This is a genomic window from Stenotrophomonas lactitubi, from assembly GCF_002803515.1.
Lineage (GTDB): Bacteria > Pseudomonadota > Gammaproteobacteria > Xanthomonadales > Xanthomonadaceae > Stenotrophomonas > Stenotrophomonas lactitubi.
On sequence record NZ_PHQX01000001.1, the window covers coordinates 1,124,459 to 1,149,615 of the forward strand.

At 62.9% G+C, this 25,157-nt stretch carries 26 protein-coding genes and 1 pseudogene; 2 read left to right on the plus strand and 25 right to left on the minus strand.

Going from position 1 to position 25,157, the window contains the following annotated elements:
- The first annotated feature begins 145 nt into the window (after nucleotides 1–145).
- Nucleotides 146–1,909 carry an ATP-dependent nuclease gene (locus CR156_RS05330; protein WP_234029208.1) on the plus strand — a complete coding sequence of 588 codons (1,764 nt, stop codon included), beginning with the start codon at nucleotides 146–148 and terminating at the stop codon, nucleotides 1,907–1,909.
- Complete coding sequence (locus CR156_RS05335) at nucleotides 1,896–3,710, plus strand: ATP-dependent helicase (RefSeq protein ID WP_026083768.1); 1,815 nt, start codon at nucleotides 1,896–1,898, stop codon at nucleotides 3,708–3,710. The genes CR156_RS05330 and CR156_RS05335 overlap by 14 nt, the downstream gene beginning before the upstream one ends.
- A gap of 66 nt (nucleotides 3,711–3,776) precedes the next feature.
- Here CR156_RS05335 and CR156_RS05340 read toward each other — a convergent pair whose 3' ends face one another.
- The 25 genes and pseudogenes from CR156_RS05340 to CR156_RS05465 all read right to left on the minus strand — a co-directional run bounded on the left by CR156_RS05340 (nucleotide 3,777) and on the right by CR156_RS05465 (nucleotide 24,866).
- The gene (locus CR156_RS05340) at nucleotides 3,777–4,556 is read right to left on the minus strand and encodes a competence protein CoiA (RefSeq protein ID WP_017640418.1); all 780 of its coding nucleotides are present in this window, start codon (nucleotides 4,554–4,556) and stop codon (nucleotides 3,777–3,779) included.
- Nucleotides 4,557–4,694: 138 nt separating this feature from the next.
- Nucleotides 4,695–6,974, minus strand: a complete 2,280-nt coding sequence (locus tag CR156_RS05345; RefSeq protein ID WP_017640417.1) for a helicase-related protein — start codon at nucleotides 6,972–6,974, stop codon at nucleotides 4,695–4,697.
- 98 nt (nucleotides 6,975–7,072) lie between these two features.
- On the minus strand, nucleotides 7,073–7,384 hold the full coding sequence (locus CR156_RS05350) for a hypothetical protein (protein WP_017640416.1): 312 nt from the start codon (nucleotides 7,382–7,384) through the stop codon (nucleotides 7,073–7,075).
- Nucleotides 7,385–7,491: 107 nt separating this feature from the next.
- The gene (locus CR156_RS05355) at nucleotides 7,492–7,812 is read right to left on the minus strand and encodes a hypothetical protein (RefSeq protein ID WP_017640415.1); all 321 of its coding nucleotides are present in this window, start codon (nucleotides 7,810–7,812) and stop codon (nucleotides 7,492–7,494) included.
- Nucleotides 7,813–7,916: 104 nt separating this feature from the next.
- On the minus strand, nucleotides 7,917–9,050 hold the full coding sequence (locus CR156_RS05360; RefSeq protein WP_256204535.1) for a DUF6094 domain-containing protein: 1,134 nt from the start codon (nucleotides 9,048–9,050) through the stop codon (nucleotides 7,917–7,919).
- Nucleotides 9,051–9,090: 40 nt separating this feature from the next.
- Nucleotides 9,091–9,740 (minus strand): annotated as a pseudogene (locus CR156_RS05365) (hypothetical protein).
- 76 nt (nucleotides 9,741–9,816) lie between these two features.
- The gene (locus tag CR156_RS05370; RefSeq protein WP_003290203.1) at nucleotides 9,817–10,077 is read right to left on the minus strand and encodes a hypothetical protein; all 261 of its coding nucleotides are present in this window, start codon (nucleotides 10,075–10,077) and stop codon (nucleotides 9,817–9,819) included.
- Between the two features lie 16 nt (nucleotides 10,078–10,093).
- Nucleotides 10,094–10,501: a hypothetical protein gene (locus tag CR156_RS05375; protein ID WP_017640413.1), complete on the minus strand. Its 408-nt coding sequence runs from the start codon at nucleotides 10,499–10,501 to the stop codon at nucleotides 10,094–10,096.
- A 96-nt stretch (nucleotides 10,502–10,597) separates the two neighbouring features.
- On the minus strand, nucleotides 10,598–11,029 hold the full coding sequence (locus tag CR156_RS05380) for a hypothetical protein (protein ID WP_017640412.1): 432 nt from the start codon (nucleotides 11,027–11,029) through the stop codon (nucleotides 10,598–10,600).
- Nucleotides 11,026–11,715 carry a DUF3275 family protein gene (locus CR156_RS05385; protein ID WP_017640411.1) on the minus strand — a complete coding sequence of 230 codons (690 nt, stop codon included), beginning with the start codon at nucleotides 11,713–11,715 and terminating at the stop codon, nucleotides 11,026–11,028. Before CR156_RS05385 ends, CR156_RS05380 begins: the two co-directional genes overlap by 4 nt.
- Before the next feature lie 57 nt (nucleotides 11,716–11,772).
- Entirely contained in the window at nucleotides 11,773–12,690 is a 918-nt protein-coding gene (locus CR156_RS05390; RefSeq protein WP_100552109.1) for a DUF3577 domain-containing protein, read from the minus strand.
- A 364-nt stretch (nucleotides 12,691–13,054) separates the two neighbouring features.
- Nucleotides 13,055–13,408, minus strand: a complete 354-nt coding sequence (locus CR156_RS05400) for a DUF3085 domain-containing protein (protein ID WP_017640409.1) — start codon at nucleotides 13,406–13,408, stop codon at nucleotides 13,055–13,057.
- A gap of 78 nt (nucleotides 13,409–13,486) precedes the next feature.
- The gene (locus tag CR156_RS05405; protein WP_017640408.1) at nucleotides 13,487–13,690 is read right to left on the minus strand and encodes a hypothetical protein; all 204 of its coding nucleotides are present in this window, start codon (nucleotides 13,688–13,690) and stop codon (nucleotides 13,487–13,489) included.
- Nucleotides 13,687–14,499: a hypothetical protein gene (locus CR156_RS05410; protein WP_017640407.1), complete on the minus strand. Its 813-nt coding sequence runs from the start codon at nucleotides 14,497–14,499 to the stop codon at nucleotides 13,687–13,689. The genes CR156_RS05405 and CR156_RS05410 overlap by 4 nt, the downstream gene beginning before the upstream one ends.
- A 286-nt stretch (nucleotides 14,500–14,785) precedes the next feature.
- The gene (locus CR156_RS05415; RefSeq protein WP_003290191.1) at nucleotides 14,786–15,064 is read right to left on the minus strand and encodes a hypothetical protein; all 279 of its coding nucleotides are present in this window, start codon (nucleotides 15,062–15,064) and stop codon (nucleotides 14,786–14,788) included.
- 97 nt (nucleotides 15,065–15,161) lie between these two features.
- Nucleotides 15,162–15,899 (minus strand): DUF5983 family protein, encoded by a 738-nt coding sequence (locus CR156_RS05420; RefSeq protein ID WP_011489289.1) that lies wholly within the window; start codon nucleotides 15,897–15,899, stop codon nucleotides 15,162–15,164.
- 79 nt (nucleotides 15,900–15,978) lie between these two features.
- The gene (locus tag CR156_RS05425) at nucleotides 15,979–16,665 is read right to left on the minus strand and encodes a hypothetical protein (protein ID WP_017640406.1); all 687 of its coding nucleotides are present in this window, start codon (nucleotides 16,663–16,665) and stop codon (nucleotides 15,979–15,981) included.
- Nucleotides 16,666–16,837: 172 nt separating this feature from the next.
- Complete coding sequence (locus tag CR156_RS05430) at nucleotides 16,838–17,230, minus strand: hypothetical protein (protein WP_003290188.1); 393 nt, start codon at nucleotides 17,228–17,230, stop codon at nucleotides 16,838–16,840.
- Between the two features lie 21 nt (nucleotides 17,231–17,251).
- Nucleotides 17,252–17,464, minus strand: a complete 213-nt coding sequence (locus tag CR156_RS05435; protein WP_017640405.1) for a hypothetical protein — start codon at nucleotides 17,462–17,464, stop codon at nucleotides 17,252–17,254.
- A gap of 332 nt (nucleotides 17,465–17,796) precedes the next feature.
- The gene (locus CR156_RS05440; RefSeq protein WP_017640404.1) at nucleotides 17,797–18,354 is read right to left on the minus strand and encodes a hypothetical protein; all 558 of its coding nucleotides are present in this window, start codon (nucleotides 18,352–18,354) and stop codon (nucleotides 17,797–17,799) included.
- Between the two features lie 245 nt (nucleotides 18,355–18,599).
- Entirely contained in the window at nucleotides 18,600–20,210 is a 1,611-nt protein-coding gene (locus CR156_RS05445; protein WP_017640403.1) for a DNA cytosine methyltransferase, read from the minus strand.
- 537 nt (nucleotides 20,211–20,747) lie between these two features.
- A complete protein-coding gene (locus tag CR156_RS05450; protein WP_058130698.1) occupies nucleotides 20,748–22,760 on the minus strand; it encodes a DNA topoisomerase III in 2,013 nt (670 codons plus the stop codon).
- 273 nt (nucleotides 22,761–23,033) lie between these two features.
- Complete coding sequence (locus CR156_RS05455) at nucleotides 23,034–23,486, minus strand: single-stranded DNA-binding protein (protein ID WP_017640401.1); 453 nt, start codon at nucleotides 23,484–23,486, stop codon at nucleotides 23,034–23,036.
- Between the two features lie 73 nt (nucleotides 23,487–23,559).
- Nucleotides 23,560–24,087 carry a DUF3158 family protein gene (locus tag CR156_RS05460; protein ID WP_026083766.1) on the minus strand — a complete coding sequence of 176 codons (528 nt, stop codon included), beginning with the start codon at nucleotides 24,085–24,087 and terminating at the stop codon, nucleotides 23,560–23,562.
- The gene (locus CR156_RS05465; protein WP_017640399.1) at nucleotides 24,084–24,866 is read right to left on the minus strand and encodes a PFL_4669 family integrating conjugative element protein; all 783 of its coding nucleotides are present in this window, start codon (nucleotides 24,864–24,866) and stop codon (nucleotides 24,084–24,086) included. The genes CR156_RS05460 and CR156_RS05465 overlap by 4 nt, the downstream gene beginning before the upstream one ends.
- Between the last annotated feature and the right edge of the window lie 291 nt (nucleotides 24,867–25,157).

Genomic DNA, 25,157 nt, shown 5'->3' on the forward strand with positions numbered 1-25,157 from the left:
CGGTCTAGTCGAACAAAAGCGGCCTTGAGGGGGCCGTAACGGAAAAGCTCAGTCGCGGTCGGCGGATGGAGGCCGGCTGCTTGACTGCTACTATTTGTTAAAACACCAGTGGACGGGGGCGTAAATGAGGGTTTCTCGGGTCAGGTTGATCAATTTCGCCAATTTCTCGGATGTTGATGTCGAGACGGGGGAAAGCATCGTCATCGTGGGAGAGAACAAGGTTGGCAAGAGCAATTTCATTCGCGGCCTGCAGTTGATCCTTGATCCGGGCTTGTCTGAACGCGATCGACAACTGGGGCTTGAACATTTCTGGGACGGACTTGGCGAAGACAAGGTTGGTGCGACCATTGAGGTCTCTGTGGATCTAACGGACTTCACAAACGATCCCCGGCTGATGGCTCACCTCAACGATTGCGTGATTGATCCTGGCCCACCCATGGTGGCCCGACTCACCTACCGCTTCCAGCCTAAGGCGGGCCTGGGGCGCGCCCCGGAATCGTTGAAGGACTATGAGTATGTGATCTTCGGTGGCAACGATCCCGAAATGCGTATCGGCGGCGGACTTCGCCGGATGTTGCCAATAGATGTTCAGGTAGCCCTGCGTGACGCTGAGAAGGACCTTGCGAGCTGGCGCAATTCGCCATTGAGGCCGCTCATTGAGGATCTTGCCGCGTCGTTGGATGATGACGCCCGTGAGGAGATTCAGAATCAGGTCGACCAAGCACAGCGAGAGCTGGCTGGACACGAGGAAGTGGTAGCGACAGCAGAACGGATCAGCGAACGGCTGATCGCAATCGCCGGGGGGCAACATGCTGTCCCGGTATCGCTCGGACTTGCACCTACACGAGTGGATGCATTGCTGCGTAGCCTTCGGCTGCTCATCGACAACGGTGTTCGCGGTGTCGGCGATGCCAGCCTAGGAACGGCGAATCTGATCTTCCTGGCCTTGAAGAGCCTCGAACTCGACCGTCTCGTCTCCGAGGGGGAGCGCGACCACACATTCTTCGTCGTCGAGGAGCCCGAAGCGCACCTGCATCCGCATGTCCAGCGTCTTGTCTATCGCTACTTTCTCGGCACAAGTGCGGAAGATGAGGACGAAGCCCCTCCGCTGACGACAATTCTCACTACTCACTCGCCGCAAATCGCAAGCGTTACACCGATTAGGTCCATCGTTCTCCTGCGTCATAACGCAACGGACGGGAAAACCGTCGCGGTTTCGACCGCGAACGCACCTTTCACACAGAGGGATGAAGACGACCTCCAGCGCTACATCGACGTCACTCGCGGAGAAATATTATTTTCCCGGGGAGTGATTCTGGTTGAAGGGGACGCCGAGCGCTTCATCATCCCCGCGTTCGCCGACGCCCTCGGGATTCCTTTCGACATACTTGGAATCACTGTGTGCTCGGTCGGGGGGACGAACTTCACTCCTTATGTGAAGCTTTTGGGCCCTAAAGGGCTAAATATTCCACATGTAATTTTGACAGATCGCGACCCGGTCAATGGCAAACCTCCACTAGCCCACAGGCGGTTAATTAATCTCTTAAACGAGGTCGATGACGAATATGGTTACGATGACCTGGATATAGATGATGTGCTCAAATACGCCGCAGAGTTTGGATACTTCGTCAACGAGAGCACGCTGGAATCCGACCTATTTGCCGCCGGAATGACCGAGGCGATGAAGTCGGTAATCGAGCAGGAGTTGCCGCTGAGGCAAGTCACCCGGGACGCACTGCAAGAGTGGGTGGATGATCCGGATCAGGTCGATGAAGACCGGCTGCTGAAGTTGATTGAACGGATTGGCAAGGGGAGATTTGCACAGGCACTTGCGCCGTCGGTGTCTGAGGACGTTTGCCCGGCCTACATTCGCTCTGCGCTGGAGCATATCCGCGATGCCGTCGCGTAACGTCGGTACAGCCTACCTGGCGCAGGCTGCCGAGTTGGCTGGAAATCCAGGGCAGTTGGCAGCTTACAACTCTCAAGGACATTGTGTGGTACTCGCTGGTCCCGGGAGCGGTAAGACCAAGACACTCGTCCTAAAGCTCGCCCGCATCCTGGCCGAAGACGTCGAGGCCCCACGTGGCGTTGCGTGCATCACTTATAGCCAGGAGTGCGCTCGCGAACTCGCTCGCCGAATTGAAAGCTTGGGACTTCAGCAGGCACCTAATCTTTTCATTGGTACGGTCCATGGGTTCTGTCTGCGTCATCTCTTGATGCCGTATGGACGCCTGGCCGGCCTGCCCATATCTTTCCCACTCTCGGTGGCCACTCAACGAGTCAGTGATCGGTTGTTGAAGCAAACTGGAGATGCGCTTTTCGGCCAGAACCATCCGTACAAAGTTATTGACCTCGGGCGGCATCGCCGTTCCGTGCTCAATCGAAATAGCGTCGCTTGGCGTAGCGAGGAGGAACTCGCTGCCTGGGCCGAGGCCTACGAGGCCGCTCTGCGCGACGATGGGCTGATTGACTACGATGACATGGTTGTCTTCGGCCAACGTTTGATCGCCGAGCACGACTGGGTACTACCTCTGGTTCAGGCAAAATTCCCCGTGCTCGCGGTGGATGAGTACCAGGATTTAGGCGTGGCACTGCATCGCATCGTCAAACGCCTTGCCTTCGACGGGGGTGTCCGACTTTTCGCTGTCGGGGATGCGGATCAGTCGATATATGGATTTACGGGAGCTGATGGCGCGTTGCTCATGGAATTGGCGGCTCGCAGAGACATTGAGCCTGTCCAGCTTCAGTTAAATTACCGTTCTGGTGCAGGGATCGTGACTGCGTCAGAGATGGCGCTTGGAGAAGCCCGAGGCTATCAAGCGAGCGATCCTGCGCGACAAACGACCATCGAATTTGTCCTGCGCCCGGGTGGTATGGCGGACCAGGCTGCGCACGCCGTCGCGCAGATCATTCCGGCGGCCTTAGCCTCCAAGCCGGGACGAACACTGGGCGATATCGCGATCCTATACAAAGACTATCGCGCAGGCGATATCGTGGCTGAAGCTGTGGCAACCGGTGGTCTCGATTACATCCGTGTGGATACCGCAGCACCTTACCGCAAGGTTGCCCTAACAAGTTGGGTAGAAGATTGTGCGGCGTGGTGCGCGGGTGGCTGGCGTGTTGGACGCCCACAATTGCGCGGACTACTCGACCGCTATCGCGCATTTCATCGGGCGAGCTTGGACGATTCACAGGCCAAGCGCGAAGAGCAAGAGCTAACCGCCTTGCTATGGGAGCTGCGTGCTGACCAGCAACCTGCGCGAGAATTTGTTGCTTCGCTGCGCAACGGTGTAGTGGATCATCTGCTGGCGGCTGAATTGGCGCTCGCTGATCAGAAGGAGCAACTGGATCGCATGACGGCAGCGCTCGCTGAAGGAGGTGCACTGGCTTCGCTAGACATCACGAGTTTGGGCGGCCGGGACGGTTCGCCCGATCACCTGAATCTGCTGACACTGCATTCCGCAAAGGGCTGTGAGTACGACGTCGTCATCATGGTTGGACTCGACCTCGGAAATCTGCCGTGGCGCAATGAAACTCCAGAGAAGTTGCGCGAAAGTCGCCGGCTCTTCTATGTGGGACTCACACGTGCTCGCGACGAGGTCCACATGCTGTATTCGGGCTTCGTTGATGGCCGCTATGGCCCTATGCGCTTTGGGCGCTCGCCATTCCTTGATGAGCTGGAGGCGCGAATGCGTGCCGCTGGCATTTGAGTGTGAACCCGAGAATCTGGAGTGTCGGTGCTGCGTCGGCGCATGTCGAGCAACACCACAGTCGAGCTACATCTTTGCAGCCAAGCGATTGGCTGCGAAACGCTCGCGCGAGAGTCTGGCGGCGTTATTCATCGAGTCTAGGTTATCGATACACCATAGACCGTTGATGCAAAGAAAGCGCTCACTAAGCACTGCTTCAAGTATGTTTGGAAGGGTTGCGTTGAAGAATCCGGCACCCTTGACCGTTGGGGCCGGATCTAGCTCAAGCATCGCGACCGGCAGGTCAGAAAGGCACGGGCCGAAGTGGCCAGCCGAAGGGAACTTGCCCCCAAACTCGGTGCGCAGACGCTCCTTTCCCATGCTCTTGGTGAGAGTGCTATATCGCTCCTGCCGCAGCAACCAAAGAGACTTGATGCCCGCCTCGCGGTACCGCTCTTGGCGTTTACGGTAGTCACGGAGCGACTGATACGATCTTTGGATCTCGACAGCCAACCTAACCCCATTGCGCTCACCCCAGACATCAGCCTGCCAGCGACCTGCATCACCCGAACCCGGCATTTCAACCGAGGCACGGAATCCAAGATCTTCAAGCACGCTGCGCACAAGTATCTTGGCCGCCAGGTGCCATTGGCTTTCTTCGGAAGTACTGCACGCACCTCCTAGATGCGCGAAGAAGGGGTACCCATTAGCACTAACCTTGGGAATCGCTGGAGCGTTGCAGCAAGGCATCAGCAGATCACCGATGCAGTACGCCCGTTGCAACTCTTCCCACTGCGCCTGAGACATATGCAGTGCGTTGGCTGCACCAGTACCATCTGCATATGCTGCTTCGATCACCATAGCCATAGTGCCTCCTTGAGTCTCGGTATTGTCTAATCAGTTTAGCCTTCCCCGCGCTGGGACCGGGGCGGTGATCGAATCCTCCGAACAGCAATTTCCTAGAAAAATGCCGGCACCCCCGAAAGGATGCCGGCAGACAGCAGATCACGCAGTTACCAATTGCCGGGCCAATGCGACCTCCACGGAATCACCATCCTGGTTCAGGACATCGAGCCCCGATTCGGGTACATCGCCCGAAGTGGACTGCGAGACCATGATCTTCTTGGCCATCAGCTCCAGGCAGGTCATCTGCGAGGAGCCGGCGTAGCCCAGGTAGATCACGCGCACGGACAGCTTCTGCCCGATACGCCAGGAGCGGCGTGCCGCCTGCTGGAGCGAGTACACGTTGTAGCCCGACTGCATGAACACGATCGTCGGAAACTCCAACAGGTCCAATCCCGTCTTGACAAGCTCGGGATTGGTGATGAGCACGTCGATGCCACGGTCCAACTGCTCGGCGATCCAGTCCTCGCGGCGGCTGGCATCCACGCTTGCGCGCAGTACCGCCACTTTGAAGCCTTCCTGCTCCAGCAATACCTTCAACCGGCTAGTCGTGTCGCGCGTGCCGGTATAGACCGTGTAGGCCAGAACCTTGCGGCCCTGTGCTTTCTCTTCCCTGCAGATGTCGATCAGCTCACGCTCCTTGGGGCTGATCTCGAACTCGTTGAACTGAGCCGGGACGAACGCCAAGGTATTGCGTGTACGCGGATGCACCACGGTCTCCGACCGGAAGCAGCAGTCCGGCCAGGCCAGCAGCACGTTGAGGACCACACCCAGCAAGGTCGTATCGCGTCGCGCCAGAGCCTGTTTCAGCTCCGCGGTCAGCCGACCCGCCAAATCGCGGTAGGCCGCGGCTTGCGCCGTGTCCATCGCGACTTCACGGAACTCCTCGTCATACGGTGGCAGAACGTTGCCGCCGATGTCTCTGAGCTTGAGGAAGATCGTGAACGGCAGGATGCAGCGCAGCACGCCCTTGGGGCCGAAGCCCGGAGCTTTGACCGTTCTGACACTGACTTTCGTGCCTTTCGCGGTCTTGTGCGCCGTGCCGGTGCTCTCGGAATAGATGTCCTTGAGGACTCCGTGATCGCGCATGAACGCCATCGCGGCCGAGGTCATGCTGCCGCTCGTGGTCGGGCGGTAGCCGTCTTCGATCATCCGCCCGGGAAGGGCTCGGAACAACAGGTAGAACAGATCGTCGCCGTAGCCGCCCATCAACGTGCCGGTCAGCAGCAAGGTCTTGCGAGCCTTCGCTGCCAGCACGCCCATGGCCTGGCCCTGGGCGCTGCCGCCGTTCTTGTACTCGTGCGCCTCGTCGGCGATGAGCAGGTCGAACGTGCCTTGCGGCAGGTAGCGCTTGATGAACTCGGACGGCTGATAGCCGCCCTCGCCAAAGCCGAACTCCATGTTGGCCATCGCACGTTCCATGCGTGTGGCCTGGCGGTCGGAAAACACCAGCTCGCCGTTGCCGTCCATGAGGTTGATGAACTCATGTACGTTGTCTCCCAACATGGAGGCGAGGAAACCATCACCGAAGCGTTTCATGAGCTTCTGCGCGGTGACTTCGCCGATCGTCGGGATGCGCTTCAAGGCTTTGAGAACGGCCGAAGACTGATCGCTGCCGGGCAGACTTCTCGGGCGGATCAACGTCCACAGGGGTGCGGCGCAATGGCTGCACTTCCTGCGGTACTCCTCGGCTTCGAGCGCGACCGGGTTGACCGGCTCGCCGTCGAGGTCGGTGATGACCGTGCCGCAGTCAGGGCACGCTGCCACGTCGCCATGGCGGTTGCGCCGCGTGGTGAAGACGGGCTTCCAGTGGAATCCCATCCGCATCCTGACGCGCCCCAGGACAAAGAACTCCTGGCCCGTGGGCTGCACACCTAGCTGCTCGCGCAGCTTGATGAGCTTGACCAGCGTATCCGGCCCGTTGAGCACCCACACCTTGGCGCCTGCCACCGTTTCCTGGATCTCGCGCCGCCACTTGTAAACAAGGTGTGGGGGCGAAAGAACCAGGGTGCGGCGGTAGCCTTCGGCGTTGAGCACGGCGGCCGTGGCGATGCCGACGGTCGTTTTGCCGCAGCCCATTTCGCCATTGACGATCGCGGCGCGTTCGCCATGATCAATCAGCAGCTCGGCAGCGGCATGGACGACTTCGGTCTGGGCCTCAAACAGCTTGCGCTTGAGGCTGGCGACGACGAGTTGCCGGTGCGCCTGTGGCTGACCGGTATAAACCGGCGGGTTGGCACGGTTGAGGGAGTCGAGCAGTTCGTCGCCGAACTCACCGACGAAATCCTGAAGGCTCTGGGTCAGAGGGGAAGATTCCGCATCGAGCAGTTCGCCCTGTACGGGCGTTGCTTCTTTGGCAGTGGTATCGAGATCGAGGGACATGGTGATGCTCCAAGGAAAATGGGGCATCACCACCCCAGCGGGCAATGGGATGCCCCGAGGTGGGAAGAAAGATGCGACGCGAGGCCGCTGGATGAGGATCAGTACTCGCTCGGAAGCAGCAACGTTGTGACGCTGCGATCCCATTCGGTGATGATCCAGAGCTTCAGGTCAGGCGCGACCTGGTAGGACGAAAACAGGCGATCCTCGCCGGACTGCAATGCCACGTCGTTCTGGCGCCGGTCGTTGTCGAAAAGGTCGCCCCAGTCGCCGCTGAGGTGGCGGCGCAAGTACTCGGTCGGATTGAGCCGGCCTTGCCGGATAAGCGCATCGACGCCGGCCGTCGCGACCAGATGTCCGGTCGGGAATAGAGGCCGAGGAACGACGCTGGCGAAAACAACTTCTTGTGCCATGGGTTTTTCCTAAAGAAATGGAAAGGCCACGGCCCCACGGGGCGCGTGACCCCGGTTGGGTGGATGAATGCAGGAACAGGCGCTGGCGGCCTGCCTGAAGGAAACGGCTACGCGGCCGGAGGACAGTCCTCGGACGGCAGCACGATGTGGGTGGCGCTGCGATTCGCTTCGGTGACGACGCGGATGGTCAGCTCGCGGGTGACGATGAAGAGCGAGTCGAGGCAATCGCCGGACAGCAAGGCGGCATTGTTCTGTTGCCACTTGTCGTCGGTGACGTCGCCCCAGTCGCCCCTGACATGGCGCTGGAAGTACGGTATCGGGTCGAGCCGGCCTTCACGCATCAGGCGGTCGATGCTTTCGCTGAAGATCAGTGCGCCGATCGGGAACAACAGATTGCGGCGGTTGCGGTCAGGAACGTCGTGGGCCATGGGTTCTACTCCTTTGCAGGTTAGTCGGGCCACGGGCCCACCGGGGCAGCGTGACCCCGTTGGGTGGATGAGAACGACGGCGAACCGTCATCGATAAACAGCGATCAGCGGATGGTTAACACCTCGCCCCGCGTTGCGGAGCCAGGCGTCATGTCCCACGCGCGGATGACAGGCACGAACTTGTCGGTGAGGATGCGGGTCTCGGCGATGGAGCCGTCTTCGCGTTCGGTGAATTCCCGCTGGAGCGTCTTGTCCTTGTGGGTGTCACCTTTGACGATGAGCACGCGCCCGGTCTTGGAGCGCACAACCCCCGAGATCGCGCCCGCGGCCAGAGCCAGGGCGAGATGCCAGTGGGACAAGGCACGCGCGGGCGGACGCAGCGACTGCTGCGCGGCTCCCAGGTGCGTATCCAGCGACGGCCAGAGGCCTTGGAGCCGACCAACCTCATCGGCGAACTGCTCCGGCTCCATCGTCACGCGGAAGAAATGCTCCGGCTCGGCCGGACTGGCGGGGATGATGTACGGCAGGAACGGCCATTCGCTCGGCAGTTCCTCGGCTTCGACTTCGCCAAGCCCAACCTGCAGCAGCAGATTGCGCACGGCCTTGACGCCATCGGGTGCCTGCTCGCGCTGACGCACCCTGCGACCGAAGATCACCACCTGCTTGAACTGCGTTTCCACCGCTCGGTAGATCCGCAGGTCGGTGTAGTGGCGCGTCAGCCAGCCGACCAGCTCCGCGTCGAGCACGTAGCCGGGGACGATGAAGACCAGCACGCCGCCGTACTGCAACAGCGACAGGCTGCGCTGATAGAACAGTTTTTCGAGGCGGGCACGGCCCTGTCCCTGATAACCGATATTGCCGTTGACGTCCTTGGACAGGTCGCCATACGGTGGGTTGAGCCAGAGCAGCCCGAACGACTGCTTGGAGATCATCGCGTCCATGAGGTCCGCATGCAGGCAATGATCGACCAGGCCGCGGGCATGGCGTGCCCGCTCGGCGTCGAACTCGACCGCGAACGCCTTTACCTGCTCGCGCCCGAGGGCATGAGCAGCTTCGGCGATCGCCACGCCTTCGCCTGCGCAGGGATCGAGGATGCACATCGACCCGTCGCTGGGCATCATTGCGTTGAGGGCTCTTTCGAGCGTGGGTTCATCCGTGGGGAAGTATCCGTTTTTCACGAAATTGCGGGCGAGCCGCGGGAACATGAGGGCCATGGAAGTCTCCTGGTTGGCGGGGATGAAAGGCGGAAGCACGCAGAGGCGTGCTTCCGCGGGTGGGTCAAGCCGCTACCGCTTCCGGCGTCCAAATCTTGGCCGGAAAGGATAGGCGGTGAGTACGTCACTGCGGATCAAGGAGCCCAGCGCCAGGGTCAGCGCCGGCACGTCGATGGCGAGCCGATGACCTTCCAGTGGCCCGAGGGCGAACGGAAGGCGGGCCAGCATCTCGCGGGTTTGCAGCAGTTCCAGCACGGTCTCGCGCCAGTGATCGAGCAGCGGCAACGGGCAGGTGTCCCGCACCAGCGTCCACATGCGGTCAAGCCGGTGGGCGTTGCCGCGTGGCAGCAGTGCGAGCGCGCTGGCGTTGGCCTTGTCGGGCTTCACGCAGCGGCGATCGAACAGCCACACGTTGGAGAGCGATCCGAACAGCGTTCGTCGGTAGGCGCGAGTCATGCGCTTTTCCAGACGATCGACGTTGCCGATGAACACCGGGACGCTGCCGCCCTGGTCGGTGATGACGTGGAACTGGTCCAGTTCCTGCTCGTCGCGCCCGAGGGTCAGGCGAGCGAGGAACTGCTGGACGGCGGTGTCCCGCGCCCAGATCGAGAGGAAGACGAGGTTGCCTTGGTCATCGCCGACGCAAGCGTCGGCCATCACGTCGGAGCATTCGTCGATGCGGTAAAGCGTGGTGGAAGAAGTGTCTGCGGGCATGGTGGTGTCCTCGGATGAACGGGAACAGCACCGCCCGCTGGGGCAAGTACTGCCCCAAGGGGTGGAAGAAAACCGCTCAGTCCGGCTCGAACTGCCGGGTGTGCGGGTTGAAGTGAAGTGCCTCGTCCACCGCGGTAATCGGCGTGAAGCCGTCCAGGTAGATGTTGTTGAGGTACTGGTCGCGGTAGGTCAGTGCCCGCCGCGCCTGATCCTCGGTGAGGCCGTCGCTGATGAAGTACGCCAGCATTTCCTCGTCGGAAGAAACTTCGTCGTTGGACAGACTCCCTTCGACGAGCTTCAACAACGCGGGCGGGAGCGCAGCCAGGATCGGGTCCATGTCGGTTCCTCCTGGCTCAGACCAACAGCGCTGCGGCGGGTGCCGTGGAAGCCGTCGGTGTGCGCCGCTGCGCGTGGTGGGCGCGAACGCCTGCACGCCATTCGGCGGACTGCTCCGGTGCGAGATCCAGATAGGACAGCGGGCACGAGTAGTAGTACGGGTGCATGGACTCTTCCAGCGGCTTGTAACCCCACTGGCTTCCACTGCGTTCAAGCAGATCGCAGCGGATGTAGCGCAGGGATTGACCCGGTGCGAGATCACGATGCACGCCTTCGACCTTGGCCGTCACTTCCGCGACGGACCAGAGGACGTTGCCACGCAGCGCGTGGGCGATGACCTTGACGCTGGCGCGCTCGGTCTCCTGCGGTGTGATCAGTTCCGCGATCAGTTCAGATCGCGATTGGGGGGAGAAATACCTGCCCATGAAAGGCCTCCTGAAAAGTGGAGCCGGAGGCCTCCCCGCGGGGGAGAACCCCCAGCGGGTGATGGAATGCCGCGTTAGCAGCGATGAAGTCGCGTGTCAGTACTCAAGATCACCGCAACCGGCCGGGCAGCAATCCCGATCGATGCCGTGCATGCAAATGCCGTTTTCGGCATTCCAGTCCTGAGTCTCATGCCTTTCGGCGGGTGTTGCGTAGTCCCCGTATTCCTCTGCTATCTGCAGGGCATATGCCTGCTGATGCTCGGGTAACCGATGTACTTGCGCGTCAACTTCTGAACTGAACCGTTCCACGTACCAGTCGTGAGACTGTCCGCAGCCATGGATGGCTTGCTTGGCAGCCGTCTCGCAGACAGCCCGCCACGCGGTTTCATCCAGTGCGGAACGGTGGGTATCTGAAGCGATGTTGGACATGATGGAGACCTCCAAAGAAAAGGCCGGGGTCTCCCCCGCATGGGGAAAGAACCCCGGCGGGTGGATGAAGAACACCGCGGATGCGGCGTCCGCGATCACGCAGGTTGCAGTTCGGCCTGGCGGCCCCACTCCTGCGTCTTGAAGTCCAGCGCGTAGCCAAGTTCGCCCAGGCGGACGATCTGCGCGCGCAGGGTGAGGCGGTCGATGGTCGAATCCAGTTTCACGGACTCTCCCAGCGGCCAGAGCAGCCTGAACAGTGCGGCGTCGCCATCTTCGGTGCTGCCGGGGGCAGCAGCCACAGCGGGCGTCGGCGCATCCATGCCGAAAGGCGTGGTATCGACCAGCGGGTCCGCGGACGCCTGCACGGATGCGGGCTTGGCGGGCCTGGATGCCTTGGTGGGCTTGGCCGGCGTTGCCGCAGGCTGCGCCCCCAGTTCTTCATCGAGCGGATCAATATCCTGGGTTGAAAAGCCGCGAATATCCTCGCGGCTCAGTTTGTCAACGCCGAAGAGCGTCATGCCATCGAGGTTGCAACGAATCTCGAACTTGATACCGCCCCGCATGGGGATCGGATTCGGAAAGATGTAGCGGATCACGAACTCCCCGTCGTACTTGCCTTCAGGGTATTGCTCCAGTTCCGCGTCCTTCACCGCGAAGTTTCCGATAGGGGTGACGAGGTAGCCGACGCAGAACGGACCATTGCGGCCGTGGATTGTGCGGATCGAAAGCTGGCCCGATACGACGATGGGTGGGACTGACCTTGCGGATGCCGATGTGGCTGTCATGATGGTTCTCCTTGGGGAGCAGGGAAAAGGCAGGGCCCCGTGAGGGGCCATGCCGGATCAGAACGAAGCAGCCAATGCCGGCTCCTGCTCTTCGGCTTCACCTGCGGGCTCGCGCTCGGCGGACTCGATAAGCTGGTCGATAGCGGTGTCGGCAGCAACCTCGGCTTCGGGCGCGGATGCGTCCTCGGCCTGCGGCGCCTCGGCTTGCGCCTGGCTCGTCGGATAGACCTGGGTGCCGTCGATCTTGATGAGACCGATGTGGACCAGCGTCGATTCCAGGCTCGCTCCCGGTTCCCCGGCGCGCTCGCCCTTGGTGCGGATGTACGGATCGATCTTCATGTCGTTCAGACGGAAGGCGATCAGCACCTTGCGGTCCCCTTCGATGGCCTGCACGCATCGGCGAACCAGATGCTCGGCTTCAGGGGTGGAGACGATGGTGTCGATGTACCGATAGTCCGGCTCATCGACGGGGCCGGCCAGTGCGGCGATCGAGCACGACAGGAAGGGGTCGCCATCCTTCGGGGTGACGTCCTTCGGACGGTTGAGGTAGCCGATGCCGTGGGTGACCAGTTCATGCTTCTCGATCGAGGCCAGTTCGGCCCGGTCGATCAGCTCGGCCTTGAGCAGTCGCGCCTTGAGGGACGCGGCGGCCTGGCCTTTCTGCTCACCCTTGTCGCGGATGTACGCATCGCCCCACAGATCGCCGAGGCGGAAACGCACCAGCGGGCGCTGCTTGGGATCGTCAACGCCGATGTAGCGCTGAACGAGCTTCTTGGCCTCGGCACCCGAGACCTTGACGTCGAAGTAGCGGTAGCTGGGGTCCTTAGCGGAGCCGACCAACGCGGCGATGGTGCATGCCAGGAAGGGCTGCGCACGGCGGCCGCCCCGGACGGGAACCTCGCGGGCACGTTGGACATAGCCGATGCCCGAGGTGTGGAGGTCGAAATATGATTTCTCGTTGGAAGTGGTGTTCATGGTGAATCTCCATTGGAAGAAGCGGAGACACACCAGGCCCACACATGCGGGGAAAGGTGCGTAACCCCGCGGTGGGTTGATAAGGCGAAAGCATCCGCCACCAGAGACTGGTGGCCGCTCGCGGACGGATGCGGTGCGAGCTGGCTCGGTCACACAGTGGAAACTGCGCCGCAACCTCGAAGACCGATGGTTGCCTGGCATGTCGCTGACAACGTCAGCAGGCATGGGGTCAGCATGGCCGGGCCTCGCGCGCGCGACAGCAATCAATCGGCATCCGGGTGTTTCCCTTTGCCCGTGCCGCCCGGCGCTGCCAAAAAGAAAGCCCCCAAACGGGGGCTGCGAGGGCCGAGCGGTGAATGCCGCGTCAGGCGGGAGGTACCACTTCCAAGGACAGATGCGTGTCAGAAGCGAAGAGCATCAGGTCATCCGTGCTGTGCAGAATGCAAGTAAAGACGCTATCGGCCGGATCGAAGAACTCGGCAAAGTCGTCGGCACCTAGCATATGCTTGGCCAGGTACCACCAACCCTCGAATGGATCGGAATCCGGGTTGCAGCCGACGGCATATGCTAGAAGCTTCATTCGGCCATCGGGATAGCGCTCCCCGCGCTCGGCGAGGAAGTACACGCCCTGATCCTTGGCGAGGACGACGCGGCATTGGTTGGCGACGGCCTCGGCCAGCACGGGGCGAAGGTCGGAACCTTTGAATCGCAGTGACATAGTTGAAATCTCCTGTATGGATAAGAAAAAAGGCCCTCCATCCAAATGGATGGAAGGCCTGTGGGGTAGGCTGCTCACTCAGCCGTAATACCGCTGGGCTTCCTGAGATGGAACGAAGCGCGCGTTGCGACCAGTGGAGATCGGAAGCTGCAAGCGCCCGGTCTCTTCCGTCGAGAAGCGCGTCGCCGGGCCGAACTCGTTGGACCAGAAGCCAGCGCGGTCGCTGATGGCCGACGCTTTGGGCGAATACACCACCCAGCAGCCGTTTGCCTTGGACGTCATGCCGGCACCGCCTGGCGCCGCTTGGTGGCCTTGGTGTCGATCACACTCACGTCGATCAGGCGCCAGCGCCCGTCGTCGATAAGCCGCTCCAGCACTTCACCGAGCATGTCGAAATACACCTCGTCGTGCCGATCGACCAGCTCACCGTCGTGGCGCAGCTCCACCACGTAGGTGTCGCCGCCGCGGTCGTAGAGGATCGTCACCTGGCCCTCGAACTTCGCGGTCGAAACCGTGAAGCTGATCGCCGGAGGCGTTTCGATGATCTTGGACGGCGTGGGATCGACCCAGGTGAAGTCGCGGGCGCCCGCATCGACCAGCATGTGGGTGATGCGACGGAACCCGTCTGGCGCCGGCATTTCCTCCAACTGCTGGATGAGCTGGCCCAGTTCCATGCACTGCGGCTCGGGGATGGGCAGCTTGGCAGGCGCGGAGCCGAGGATGTGCTTGGTGATGGTGTAGGGAACACCGTCCGCGGTCTTCTCGGTGATCACCTCCGGGGTGTCCGCGCGCAGGCCGTCGAAGCGGCGGCGGGCATACGGTTGGACATGCACCTTGGCGCCTTCGCTGGGAACGGTAGTCACCAGGTCGGGATCGAGCACCGCAAACTCGCTGGGCTTGAGCTTGACGACAATGGCGTCGTCGTTGGCCGAGACAACCTTGCCGTCGAAGGGCTTGGGGTCTATGGCGAAGCCAAGCGTCGAGGACTGCGGCTGATCATCGAACACGCGGTACTTGAACGACCGCACGTTGCGAGGCACATGGCCTGCGACAAGCGAAGGCATCATGGATTTGATGAGGGTACGATCCATGGGAATCTCCTTGAGGAAGAACAAGGGATTCCCGCCCGCAAGGGAGAGATCCCTTGTGGGTGGCGTGGATGGACGCGGAACGTCCGATAAGAAAAAAGACCAGCACGGTTTCCCGCACTTGCAGCCTTGAAGGTCTCGGCTGCCTGGGCATGTGTCGGCAACGCCGACGAACATGGGGCAAGAATGGCCCTGGGCCGCGCTACCCGCCCGCATGAAACGGCACTGCGCCGCGCCCAGTTTCCTGCGCTACGGGCAAGAAAAAGCCCCTCGAAAGGGGCTGGATGGATCAGGCTTCGTACACGAAATAGTGTTCGCGCTGACGTGGAAAGAACACGTGCTTCCACGTGTCGCCGCTGGTGTTGCCACCGTCGAAGACGACCATTTCGTAGTCGTCAATGTCGCTGTCCACCAGGTCGGCGCTGGCGATATGGCGCATGTGTAGCATGCCTCTCGTGCGCTCGAATACCAGGATCTGGCCGATGGCGTCGTCCTGGCTCATGGCGTTGACGCAGGCTCCGAGCTGGTGCTCGAAGTCGGGTGCATGCGAGATGAGGTCGGGGAACATGAGGTTGCTCCTATGAAAATGGATCAGCCCAGCTCCGGGTGGGAGACGGGCTGACATGGGGAAGAACAAAGAGGAAGAATGGTGCGTGGCGCGACTGCTAGGACTCGGCCAGCGGCAAGCCCAGTAGCGCGGGCGCATCAGCGTCGAGGATGAGAATGCGCACATCGGCCTGGCCAGCCAGTTCAAGGATGTTCGCCAGGTCGTCCGGCATGCCCTTGTTCCGGTGCTCTTGTCGAAGCTGCTCCGCGCCGATGCCCTCGGCATGCTCCAGGTTCTGGTCCGTCCAGGGCGTGGAAATCAGCTTGACGCCGATCGCCGGGCTGTACGGAACCCGGAAGGCGATGAACAGAAAGGCCTCCGGCGTGGCGAGGTCTGCCAGGTTGGCGAGGTACTGGCCGGTTTTCCGGCTGATGTGCGCGCTGCTGATTTCCCAGCATCGGCTGTAATAGCCGGTCTCGAAACTCAACCGCTGCACCACGTCTCGCGCGGCTTCGGCCGAATAGGTGTCACCGACGTGGATCGGGCGGCCGTCGAAGTCGTCCCCGTGAATGGCATAGACCACGGCACCAACTACGCCTTCGCCGCTGACGCCTTCAACAGCATTGCATTCGGCCATCAGTTCGGCGCTGACAGGTTCAGTGCCATTCCTGACCACCGCGAACTCGCTGGTGACGATGCAGGGGGAAGAAACCAGTTCCTCATCGGAGAGATGCTGTTGGCTCACGTGGATGGCTCGCCAGACATGCGGGCTTCCGTCCTCGTAGCTGATGGACAGCGTGCGGACGATTTTCAGATTCCAGTAGCCGCGGACAAAGGGATTGGGATTTTGGGACATGGGATTTCTCCAGATTGAATAATGGAGCCAATCCCCGCCACCGGGAATTGGACCCGGTGGGTTGAAAAGAGAAAATGCGTCAGTCGGCACTGATCGTTGGCGTCTGGGCCAGCCGTTCGGCGATGCGATGGCGCACATTCAGGCGGAAATGCTCGTCGTTGATGCCCGCGAGCAGATTGGCGGCCTCCAGTGCGATCAACGCCGAGGCCTCTTCGATGTCGCTGGCCTTAATGGCTTTGCGCAGTTGGTCGCCGAGTTGGAGTGCCTGCGAGGACGTTCTGAAGACCTGGACCTCGCGGCTCAGGTAGCAGCCGCTGCCGCCGAACTCGAACAGCCTTGGCTTGCTGCAATACCAGCAGCCCTCGAACTGGATGGCGGTCAGGTCATGGCCGTCGTCGAAGCAGGTTGCGATCAGAAGTAAGGCCTCCAGATCGGCGCTGTCCTCGAACTGGTGTTGTTCGATCAGGTTCTGCAGTTCCTGATCCTGGTCGGCTCCGAAGTGCACGGCCAGCAGTTCGAGCAGTGGAGGAATCGACAAGCCTTCGTCGTCGGGCATGGGTATGCCGAGTTGCGCTGCGAGGTCTTCCAGACCGCCCAGCACATTTGACCATTGCGGATCATTGGTCTCGGCGATCCTGGCGATGTAGGCATGCCCGTTGCCGGGATAGCTTTCATCCAATGCGAAGACGCCGAACAGCGCCTGGATGACGGGGGTAACACGATCAAGCATGAGAACGCCCGTGCCCTCGTAGTAGTTGTTTGCCATGGTGGCTCCTTTCGAGAAGTGAGCGGAGCCAGCCCATGCGGACGGTGGCATCCGCAAGTAATAGCCCGAGGCCGTTGGCGCTGGGCGATGGCGAAGAAATTGAGGGACATGGCTTTGTGGGCGCATGTCCCTCTCGGGGGGAACGAAAAGCAGTGGTGCGCCGGGGACCGGCTCACCAGCCGTTGTAGTTCACCAGCAGGTCGGCGATGACCTTGCGGCGTTGCAGATCGAGACCGTCGAAGTCCGACAGTCCGTTGAAGTGGCAGCGCTTGAGCATGGCACCGCCCTCACGCGCGTTGTAGAAGCTGACCATGGCGGACAGGAACATGCGTTCGCCGCTGCTCAGGACGCCGAGGGCATCGTTGAGCTGCAGCATGTTGGGACGCAGATCCCACTTGCTCTTGGCCTGGTTCAGACCTTCACGGGTGCCGTCACCGAACCATTCGGGGCCAGCGATCTCGACACCGCGCTTCCAGGCCTCGAAGAAGGCTTGGGGCGCGGCAGCGAAATGCTGTTCTTCCCGCATGATCTGATCGACAACTTCCCGGGGCAGTAGCTGGTTCATGACGTGATTCCTCCAGTTGGATCAGGGAATGGCGAGCTGGGACCAGCCGCCTCTTTCGAGGGCACGTTGAGCCGCGGCATAGCTGCGGAAGTACTCGCGGGATTCCCGCGAAACAGGGCCTTCGGTATCGCGCGTGCCGATGTAGTGACCGGCGGCGCTTTGCAGGACTTCGAGCGGCAGGAACTTGCCGCAGTAGGTCGAGGCTAATTCGCCAAAAGAGGCTTGCTGGGACATGGACGGGCTCCTTGGAAAAGCGGGGCCTTGTCCCTCACGGGATGGCAGCTCCCGCACGCGGTGGATAAAAAGCATCGACGTCACGGGGACGCGCGTCCGCAGACCTGATGCGATGCGGACTGGTGGGCAACGCGGGAGAGACCCGCGGCAGCCTGGAACCCTGGCTGCTGGCATGTGCTGACCGGAATCAGCGAACATGCGGGCAGCTTCGTGCGCGGGCCGTGCCGCGTCAGTTGGAAAACGGCATCCGGTCCAGCCCCGATTGCTGGGCTCGGAGAAAGAAAAAGCCCTGCACGAGTGCAGGGCTGTCAGGAGGGTGCGGTGGCGCTGGGTCAGTCGGGCTTGTCGCCCAGGACATGCTGCTTCCACAGGTCAAATGCCTGCTCGGGCGAAAGCTCGGCGAGGATGACGATGGGCTGGGCCTGCCTGGCGCGCAGCGAAGCGAAGTACGCCTTGCGGTCGGCGATGGCCTTGAGCTTGATGCCTTTGATGAACAGCAGTTTGCCGTCCTTGATGAACAGCACCTTGTTGCCGATGTCGCGGTTGAACGCGGCTCGCACCTTGCGTTCTGCGTGCATGGCATCGGCCAGTTCATCGACCAGGAAGTCGAGCGTCATGTCGATGTAGTGAGGGTCTTCACCCTCCTGGCCGAGGTCGAGCGGCGCAGGCGGCAGTCCCTTGGCGAAGGTTTCGGCCTGAGCCAGCAGCGCCGCCTTGCCATTGAGCGCGCGCAGGAACGTCGAGCCGCCGTGGCCGTCGTTGCGGGCCTCGGCGATGGGAGTACCGTCGAACACGACGGTGGCGCTGAAGCACATCGTTTCCTCGCTGGCAAAGTCGGCCACCTTGAGGTTCTTCAGCGTGATGCGGTCTTGCTTGGTGATGTTGTCCATGGGAAGTCCTGAAATCGACCGGGTGGCGACATGCCCCTGACGGGACGTGGCGGCCATCCCGTGGGTTGGAGAAAAAAGAGGCATCAATGCCCCGGTGGGCAGCGTTCGCCGGTGAGATGCCGAGGCGAACTGGCGGGTGGCGCGGTTGGAACCCGCGGCAGCCTTGACACCCTGGCTGCGGGCGGCTGCCGGTACATCGGCAGTGCAGGAGGAAGAATGGCGCGGGCCGCAGGCTGCGTCGCCGATCAATCCGAAGCGGTTGAGCCCGTCTTGTGTAGGCACTGCACCAGCCGCTGGCCCAGCCATGCCATGCACGGGACGGCCATGGAGTTGCCGATCGCCTTGTAGCGCGGCGCATCCGCGGCGGGCTTGCCGCGGTACGGGATCAGCGTGTAGTCGTCGGGCATGCCTTGCAGCCGCTCGCACTCCACGGGCATCAGCCGCCGCACGCGCCAATGCGACCAGTCGCCGGGGCCGGGGTCGTTCCAGTCGTAGCGGAAATGCGCCTCGAAGTCGGGGGTCAGCACATGGGGCTTGTCCGCGCCCCCGCCGCTGGTGCGCAGGGCGGCCGATACGTTGCCGCCCAACTCGGCGGCAAGACCCTGCTCCCGGCCGCGCAGGGACACGCAGGCCACCATCGGCACCCCGTAGCCCGGCTTGCCGTTGGACAGGACGGTGCAAGCGACCTGGCCATGACCTGACTCGAAGCGCACTTCACCGCGATTGTTCTGCGCGAAGGCAATCGCGGGCACGACACCCGCGTTCGCATGGCTGTTGCGGTGGCCGCCAGCGCGCAGCGTCGGCGTCAGGTCGAGCGTGGCATCGGCGCCGCTGCCCTGAGCGGTGAAGGCGATGATCGGAACTCCCTTGCCGGTGCCATCCTCGCTGCTGCCCTTGCCGTTGTTGGCGGTGTCGAGGGTGTGGGCGATGCTGCCAGCGACCGACTGCACCATGAACGTCTCGGTGCGAATGTCGTGCTTAGGGCCAGCGGCTATGAGGCATGCCGCCACATCGACGGGGCCAATGCCGCCGCTGAATCCGAACGTCGTCGTGACCTTGCCGTAGAACTGCTTCAGTCCTGCGAATCCTGCGAGGCCTGCGCCTGCTGATTCAGTACCCGGTCCAGCAGCGCTGGCAACTTCTTGCCACGGCGCGCGGCCCGCACAAGAATCCCCGAGCAGGCCTGCGCGCTCAAAAAGTACTTCTGCGGGATCGAGGTCATCTCCACCACTTGCCACAAGAAACACGCGCTTGCGGCGTTGGGCGACGCCGAAATATTGAGCGTCGAGCACGCGCCAGGCGATGCGGCGGCGGGGTCCAGACACACAACCAGCGTGCGCCCATTTTTCCCCTGGCGGCTGGAGCGCACGGCTTTCTCCGGCCAATGCGCCCAGGAAATGCCCGAAGGCATTGCTGCGGTCGTTGAGGACGCCTGGGACGTTTTCCCAGACGAGCGTTGCCGCCGGGCGGCGGTCTTGATGGCGGGTTTGGTCGATGGCATTTGCAAGCTCCACATAGGCAAGGGAAAGGGCTCCGCGCGGGTCATCCAGCCCGCGGCGGCTACCTGCAACGCTGAACGACTGGCACGGCGTGCCGCCGACCAGGATGTCGGGCGCCGGCACGGTGCCGGCACGCACCTGGCGGGCGATCGCGGTCATGCCGCCCAAATTGGGCACGCGGGGGTAACGGTGGGCGAGCACGGCGCTCGGGAACGGCTCGATCTCGGCAAACCATGCGGCTTCGAGGCCGAGGGGTTGCCAGGCGAGGCTCACGGCCTCGATGCCGCTGCACACGCTGCCGTACAGCAGTGGCGCGGGCTGGGGCGCACCGCGTGGGGTGCGAGGTTGCGGGTTCATGGCGTGTCTCCTGTTCGTGTGGCCCTGGACCGTTTGGCCGGGCCGGGACGTTGATCGGCAGGAGAAAGGCGCCGAAGGCCCAGCGGCCTTCGGCTCGGGAGGACAGAACCACCCGTGGGCTGATTGGCAGGCCCGGTCGTCGCTAGAACCGTCTGCTGTCAGCAATCGCACCCGGCGCATGTCGTGGTTGGCGCCGGTATCTTCTGGCGCACATCCGCGCACAAAAGGAGCCCAGTTTTTCGCCGTTGGGCACGGCATCGAATACCGCTGACCGTGAAGGGTCTCCGGGTGGCTCGCAGCCTGGCAAGCCATCGGGGGACCCTTCGCAGGGGCGGAAAAATGCAGATCAACAGAAGGCGCCGGGAAACCCCGAGCATGGTTCGCGGAGAAGCTACCTTCAGGTCCCGCAGCCGGGTACGGCTGGGCGGGACGCGCACACGGACAAGAGAAGGCGTTGCGCGCTGGGCATCCCGCAGGGCGTGCGGGACATTGGCCACGCCGCCGATGGCGGGCACGGCTCTCGGGAAACGGGGTCGGTCAAGAGCCTTTGCGGCCGCTACTGCGCGGGCGCGAGGCACCGCGCTTGGACGCGCCGGTTTCGACCGGCAGCGTGCCTTTGCAGTCGGGGTAGCGACTGCACGACCAGAAGGGGCCGGTCTTGCCGGTGCGTTGGCGCGTCGGTGCGCCGCACTGCGGACAAGCAGGCCCCTGGGGAACCTTGATGGACAGCGAGGTGCTGCCGTACTGCGCGATCAGTTGCGAAATCCATGCGGCCTGCTTGCCGATGAACACGTCCAGGGTGAGTTGTCCGGCCTCGATCATGTCGAGCGCCTGTTCCCACACGGCGGTGGTTCCGGGGTCGGCAATCGCCGCGGGTACGGCATCGATTAAGGTGAACGCCGCATCCGATGCGCGAATGGAGCGCCCCTTCTTCACGATGTAGCCGCGGGTGATCAGCCCGCTGATGATGTTGGCCCGTGTCGCCTCGGTGCCGATGCCGACCGTATCCTTGAGCTTCTGCTTCAGGCGCGGGTCTGTCACCAGCTTGGCGACCCCCTTCATGGATTTGACCAGTTCGCCTTGCGTGTAGGGCTTGGGCGGCATCGTCTTGAGCGCCTTGATCTCGGCCTCGGCCACCTGGCACGCCATGCCCTGGCGCAGCGCGGGGAGTACCTGGCTGCGCGCGGTGGTTTCCCTGTCCTCGTCCGCTTGCGGCTCGGCCAGCACCAGGCGCCAACCCTGGGCGGCCACCTGCTTTCCGGTGGCCACCAGCTTCTGCTGGCCGCAGGACAGCTCGGCGATCGTGCGGTCGAACTCGTGGTGAGGGAGGAACTGCGCCAGGTAGTGCGCGCGGATCAGCCGGTACACCGCCAGTTCCTTCTCGCTCATGGCCGAGAGGTTCGCGGGTTCCAAGGTGGGAATGATGCCGTGGTGCGCCGTCACTTTGCCGTCGTTCCAGGCGCGCGAGCGCTGGGAGCGGTCGAGCTGGTCCATGATCGGGCGCAGCGAAGGATCGGTCTTGAGCAGACTGTCGAGAACCGTGGGCACCTCGGCGAACATGCTTTCGGGCAGGTAACCGGAATCCGAACGCGGGTACGTCGTGGCCTTGTGGGTCTCGTACAGGGCCTGGGCGATCTCCAGCGTCTCTTGAACATCCAGCCCAAGCTGCTTGGAACAAACCTCCTGGAGCGTTCCCAGGTCGAACAGCAGCGGCGGGCCTTCGCGCACGCGCTCGGTTTCGACCGACACCACCTGGGCAGCACCTGCGGCGCGGATCTGCTGCGCGGCCTGCTGGGCGATGGGCTGGTGCAAGCAGCGGCCGGCGTCGTCGGTGCAGCCATCGGGCGGAACCCACTGCGCGCTGAAAGCCTGACCGCCCGCGGACAGGGACACGTCGATGGCCCAGAACGGCACCGACTTGAAGGCCGCGATCTCGCGGTCGCGGTCCACGACGAGCTTGAGCGTCGGCGTCTGGACGCGCCCGACCGAGAGCACGCCGTCATAGCCCGCCTGCCGCCCGAGCACGGTGAACAACCGGCTGAGGTTCATGCCCACCAGCCAGTCGGCGCGTGAGCGCGCCAGCGCCGAGTAGTACATCGGCAGCGTGTCGGACGATGGCCGCAGCTTGCCGAGCGCGGTGCGGATGGACGCATCGTTGAGCGCGGACAGCCACAGGCGTTCAATGGAACCGCGGTAGCCGCACAGGTCGATGATCTCGCGGGCGATCAGCTCGCCCTCGCGGTCGGCATCGGTGGCGATGACCAGATGGGTCGCCTTTGCCAGAAGCGCCTTGACGACCTTGAATTGCGTGGCAGTCTTCGGTTTGACCTCGACCCGCCATTGCTGGGGAATGATGGGCAACTGCTCCAGCGACCAGCGCTTGAGGGCCGCGTCATAGACCTCGGGGGTTGCCGCTTCCACGAGATGGCCGATGCACCAGGTGACGGTGACGCCGGAGCCGCTGAGACAGCCTTCACCGCGCTGCGTCGCGCCGAGAATCCGGCCTATGTCCTTGCCCTGGGAGGGCTTCTCGCACAAAAACAGCCGCATGTCCGTCCATCCGAATTCCGTGGTTCATGGAGTTGCTGGAATCGAGGATGCCGAGCGCCACCAGGGGCAGCAGCAAACAAGCCGCATGCGGTGGCGACCACTTTCACGGGGTGGGATGGCTGGGAGGGGAGTAGCGTGCGGCCGGGGGTACGTGGGCCGGGAGTCGCGATTTTCGGGGGCGCGTGGAAGTTGGTGGACGTTGATGGAGCTATCCCCTGGGGATAGCTCGCGAGGGCATGGGGCGACGGACAACCGCCGCCGCCCCATGTCGGGTCACTTCCTGCGCTTCGGCTCCTTCGGCGCGGTCGGTTCCTGGGCGGGCTGGGGTTTCGGCTGCACGTCCTGTGCGGTCTCCTGCTGCCTGGGGCTGAGGGTCACGGACTCGATGCGGAACGGCAGGATGCCGACGCTGCGCGCGTTGATCTGCCAGGTCTCGCGCGGCTGATCCTCGTTGTCCGTCCAGGGTTCGCGCTCCATGCGGCCGACGACCAGCACGCGCATGCCTTTCTGGTACAGGTCCTTCCAGTGCGCGGCGTCGCGGTGCCAGATTTCCACCGGCGCCCAGAAACCGCCGCGGTCCTCGAAGTCGCCGCCCTTGGTGGGGACGGGGTTGTCGAAATAAACGTTCAGCCGCAATAAGCGCCGCGGCTCGTCGTTGCCGTTGGGGAATTCGCGGTACTCCGGTGGCGAGCCGATGTTGCCCTCGCCAGAAAAATGCGTGCTCATGGTGTGATCTCCGTGGTGGTTGAAATACCCGCACCTGGTCGGCGTCGGGCGCGTGCTGGGATACCTGGCGCAATCACCGATCGCGCATGGCGGCGGGAATGGACTTGAGCCGGCGCAGGTAGGCGCCTTCCGCCTCGGCCGCCTTGCTGGCGCACTCCTGCGCCTGCCTGCCCAAGGTGTGCAACAGGCTGATCTGCATGTTCAGCGTGATGCGCTGAAGCTCGATCGCGTGCAGGTCTGCCAGCAGGTTGACCGGCGTGCTGGTGCTGGCCATCAGCTCCTGCCACAGGGCCACGCCCATGGCCGACCTGTCGTGCTTGCGCCAGCGCAAAAACGCCGTGCCTGCGCCAGTGGTCTGCAGGGCCAGTTCGATGGGCAGCAGGTGGAAGGGATGCCCGGCGGCCTGTGGCAGCACCTGTCGCTGCGCCAAGCCAATCAACTCGTCGCGCATGGCGAAGCACTGGCTGGCCCAGGCCTCCAAGTCCCCTTTACCTTTAAAGGGCTTTAAAAGGCCTTTTAGAGAGGCGGCGTGTTCCAGCCGCATGAAGGCGGTCTGTTGCAGCGGACGGAAGTAGCGGGTGTCGCAGTTCGGGTCGCTCATGCCTGCGCGTCCTCGCCCGCAGTGGTCTCGGGTGCCTCGGTGGTGGTGGCCTCGTCGGTGGGGGCATCGGCTGCGGCAGGAGCCTCACCGCGCTGCTGCAGGCCACGGCGCACGATGGGCGGCGCGAACTTCGAGCGGCGCGTGCCTTCCAGCACGTCCTGCGGCAGCTCGCCGAACTTCTCCAGCGCCGCGCGTGCTGCTGCGTTCTTCTCCGCGAAGTCGTCGCGGGTGCAGCCCGAATAGCGGTACTGCTGGGCCAACGAGAACAGGCTGCGCAGTGCATGCGCGCCTTCGTTGAGCCAGCGTTCGAGCGTCGAGCGATCGATCAGCGCGGTGTGGTGCGCGAGGATCAGCTTGCGGGCGATATCGTCGTAGTCGGCGAGCAGGTACACGGCGGCAAAGCCGAGCTGCGCATTGACGAACAGCGGCAGCTTGACCGGCTGGACGTTGAGATTTTCGCCCAGGGTGAGTGCCGGCGGCACGCTCGCCAGGGCCTGGTCCACCTGTTCGCGCAGCGATTGCAGCGTGGCCTTGGTCTGGTCGAGCTTGTCCTCGATGCGGAGCATCCAGAAGTCGCTGTACGGGTCGTCCTGCTCCGAGCCGCGCCGCATCTTGTTCATCTGGGCGATGTAGCCGTTCAGGCCGACGATGCCCGGTCGCCCTTCGGCGGCGGCGCGGCCGTGCCAGATGCGCGAGGCGTGGTGCGTGTGCAGCGTCAGCGACATCGCGCTGCGCAAGGAGCCGAGATTCAGTTGCAGGGGTTCGTTGGTGGTTGCCATGGTGTCCGCTCGTTGTTGGAAAAGAGCGGACAGCTTCGGCAGGTAGCGGAAGGCAGTCAGTCAACAAACCGAAACCCGCCCGTCCCCGGTTCACGGCGCGGTGGGTGCATGCGTCGCGAGCTATCCCCTGGGGATAGCGCCATGGAGCGCCAAGGAACGCTGCACACCCGGATCAGCGCGAACAAGGCCGATCCCGCTGCAGGCGATCGAGGCCTGGCGTGCAGCGGTTCGACGTGTAGCCGTCAGTGGAACTATCCCCAGGGGATAGCTCTACTGGAAGCCACCGGCATC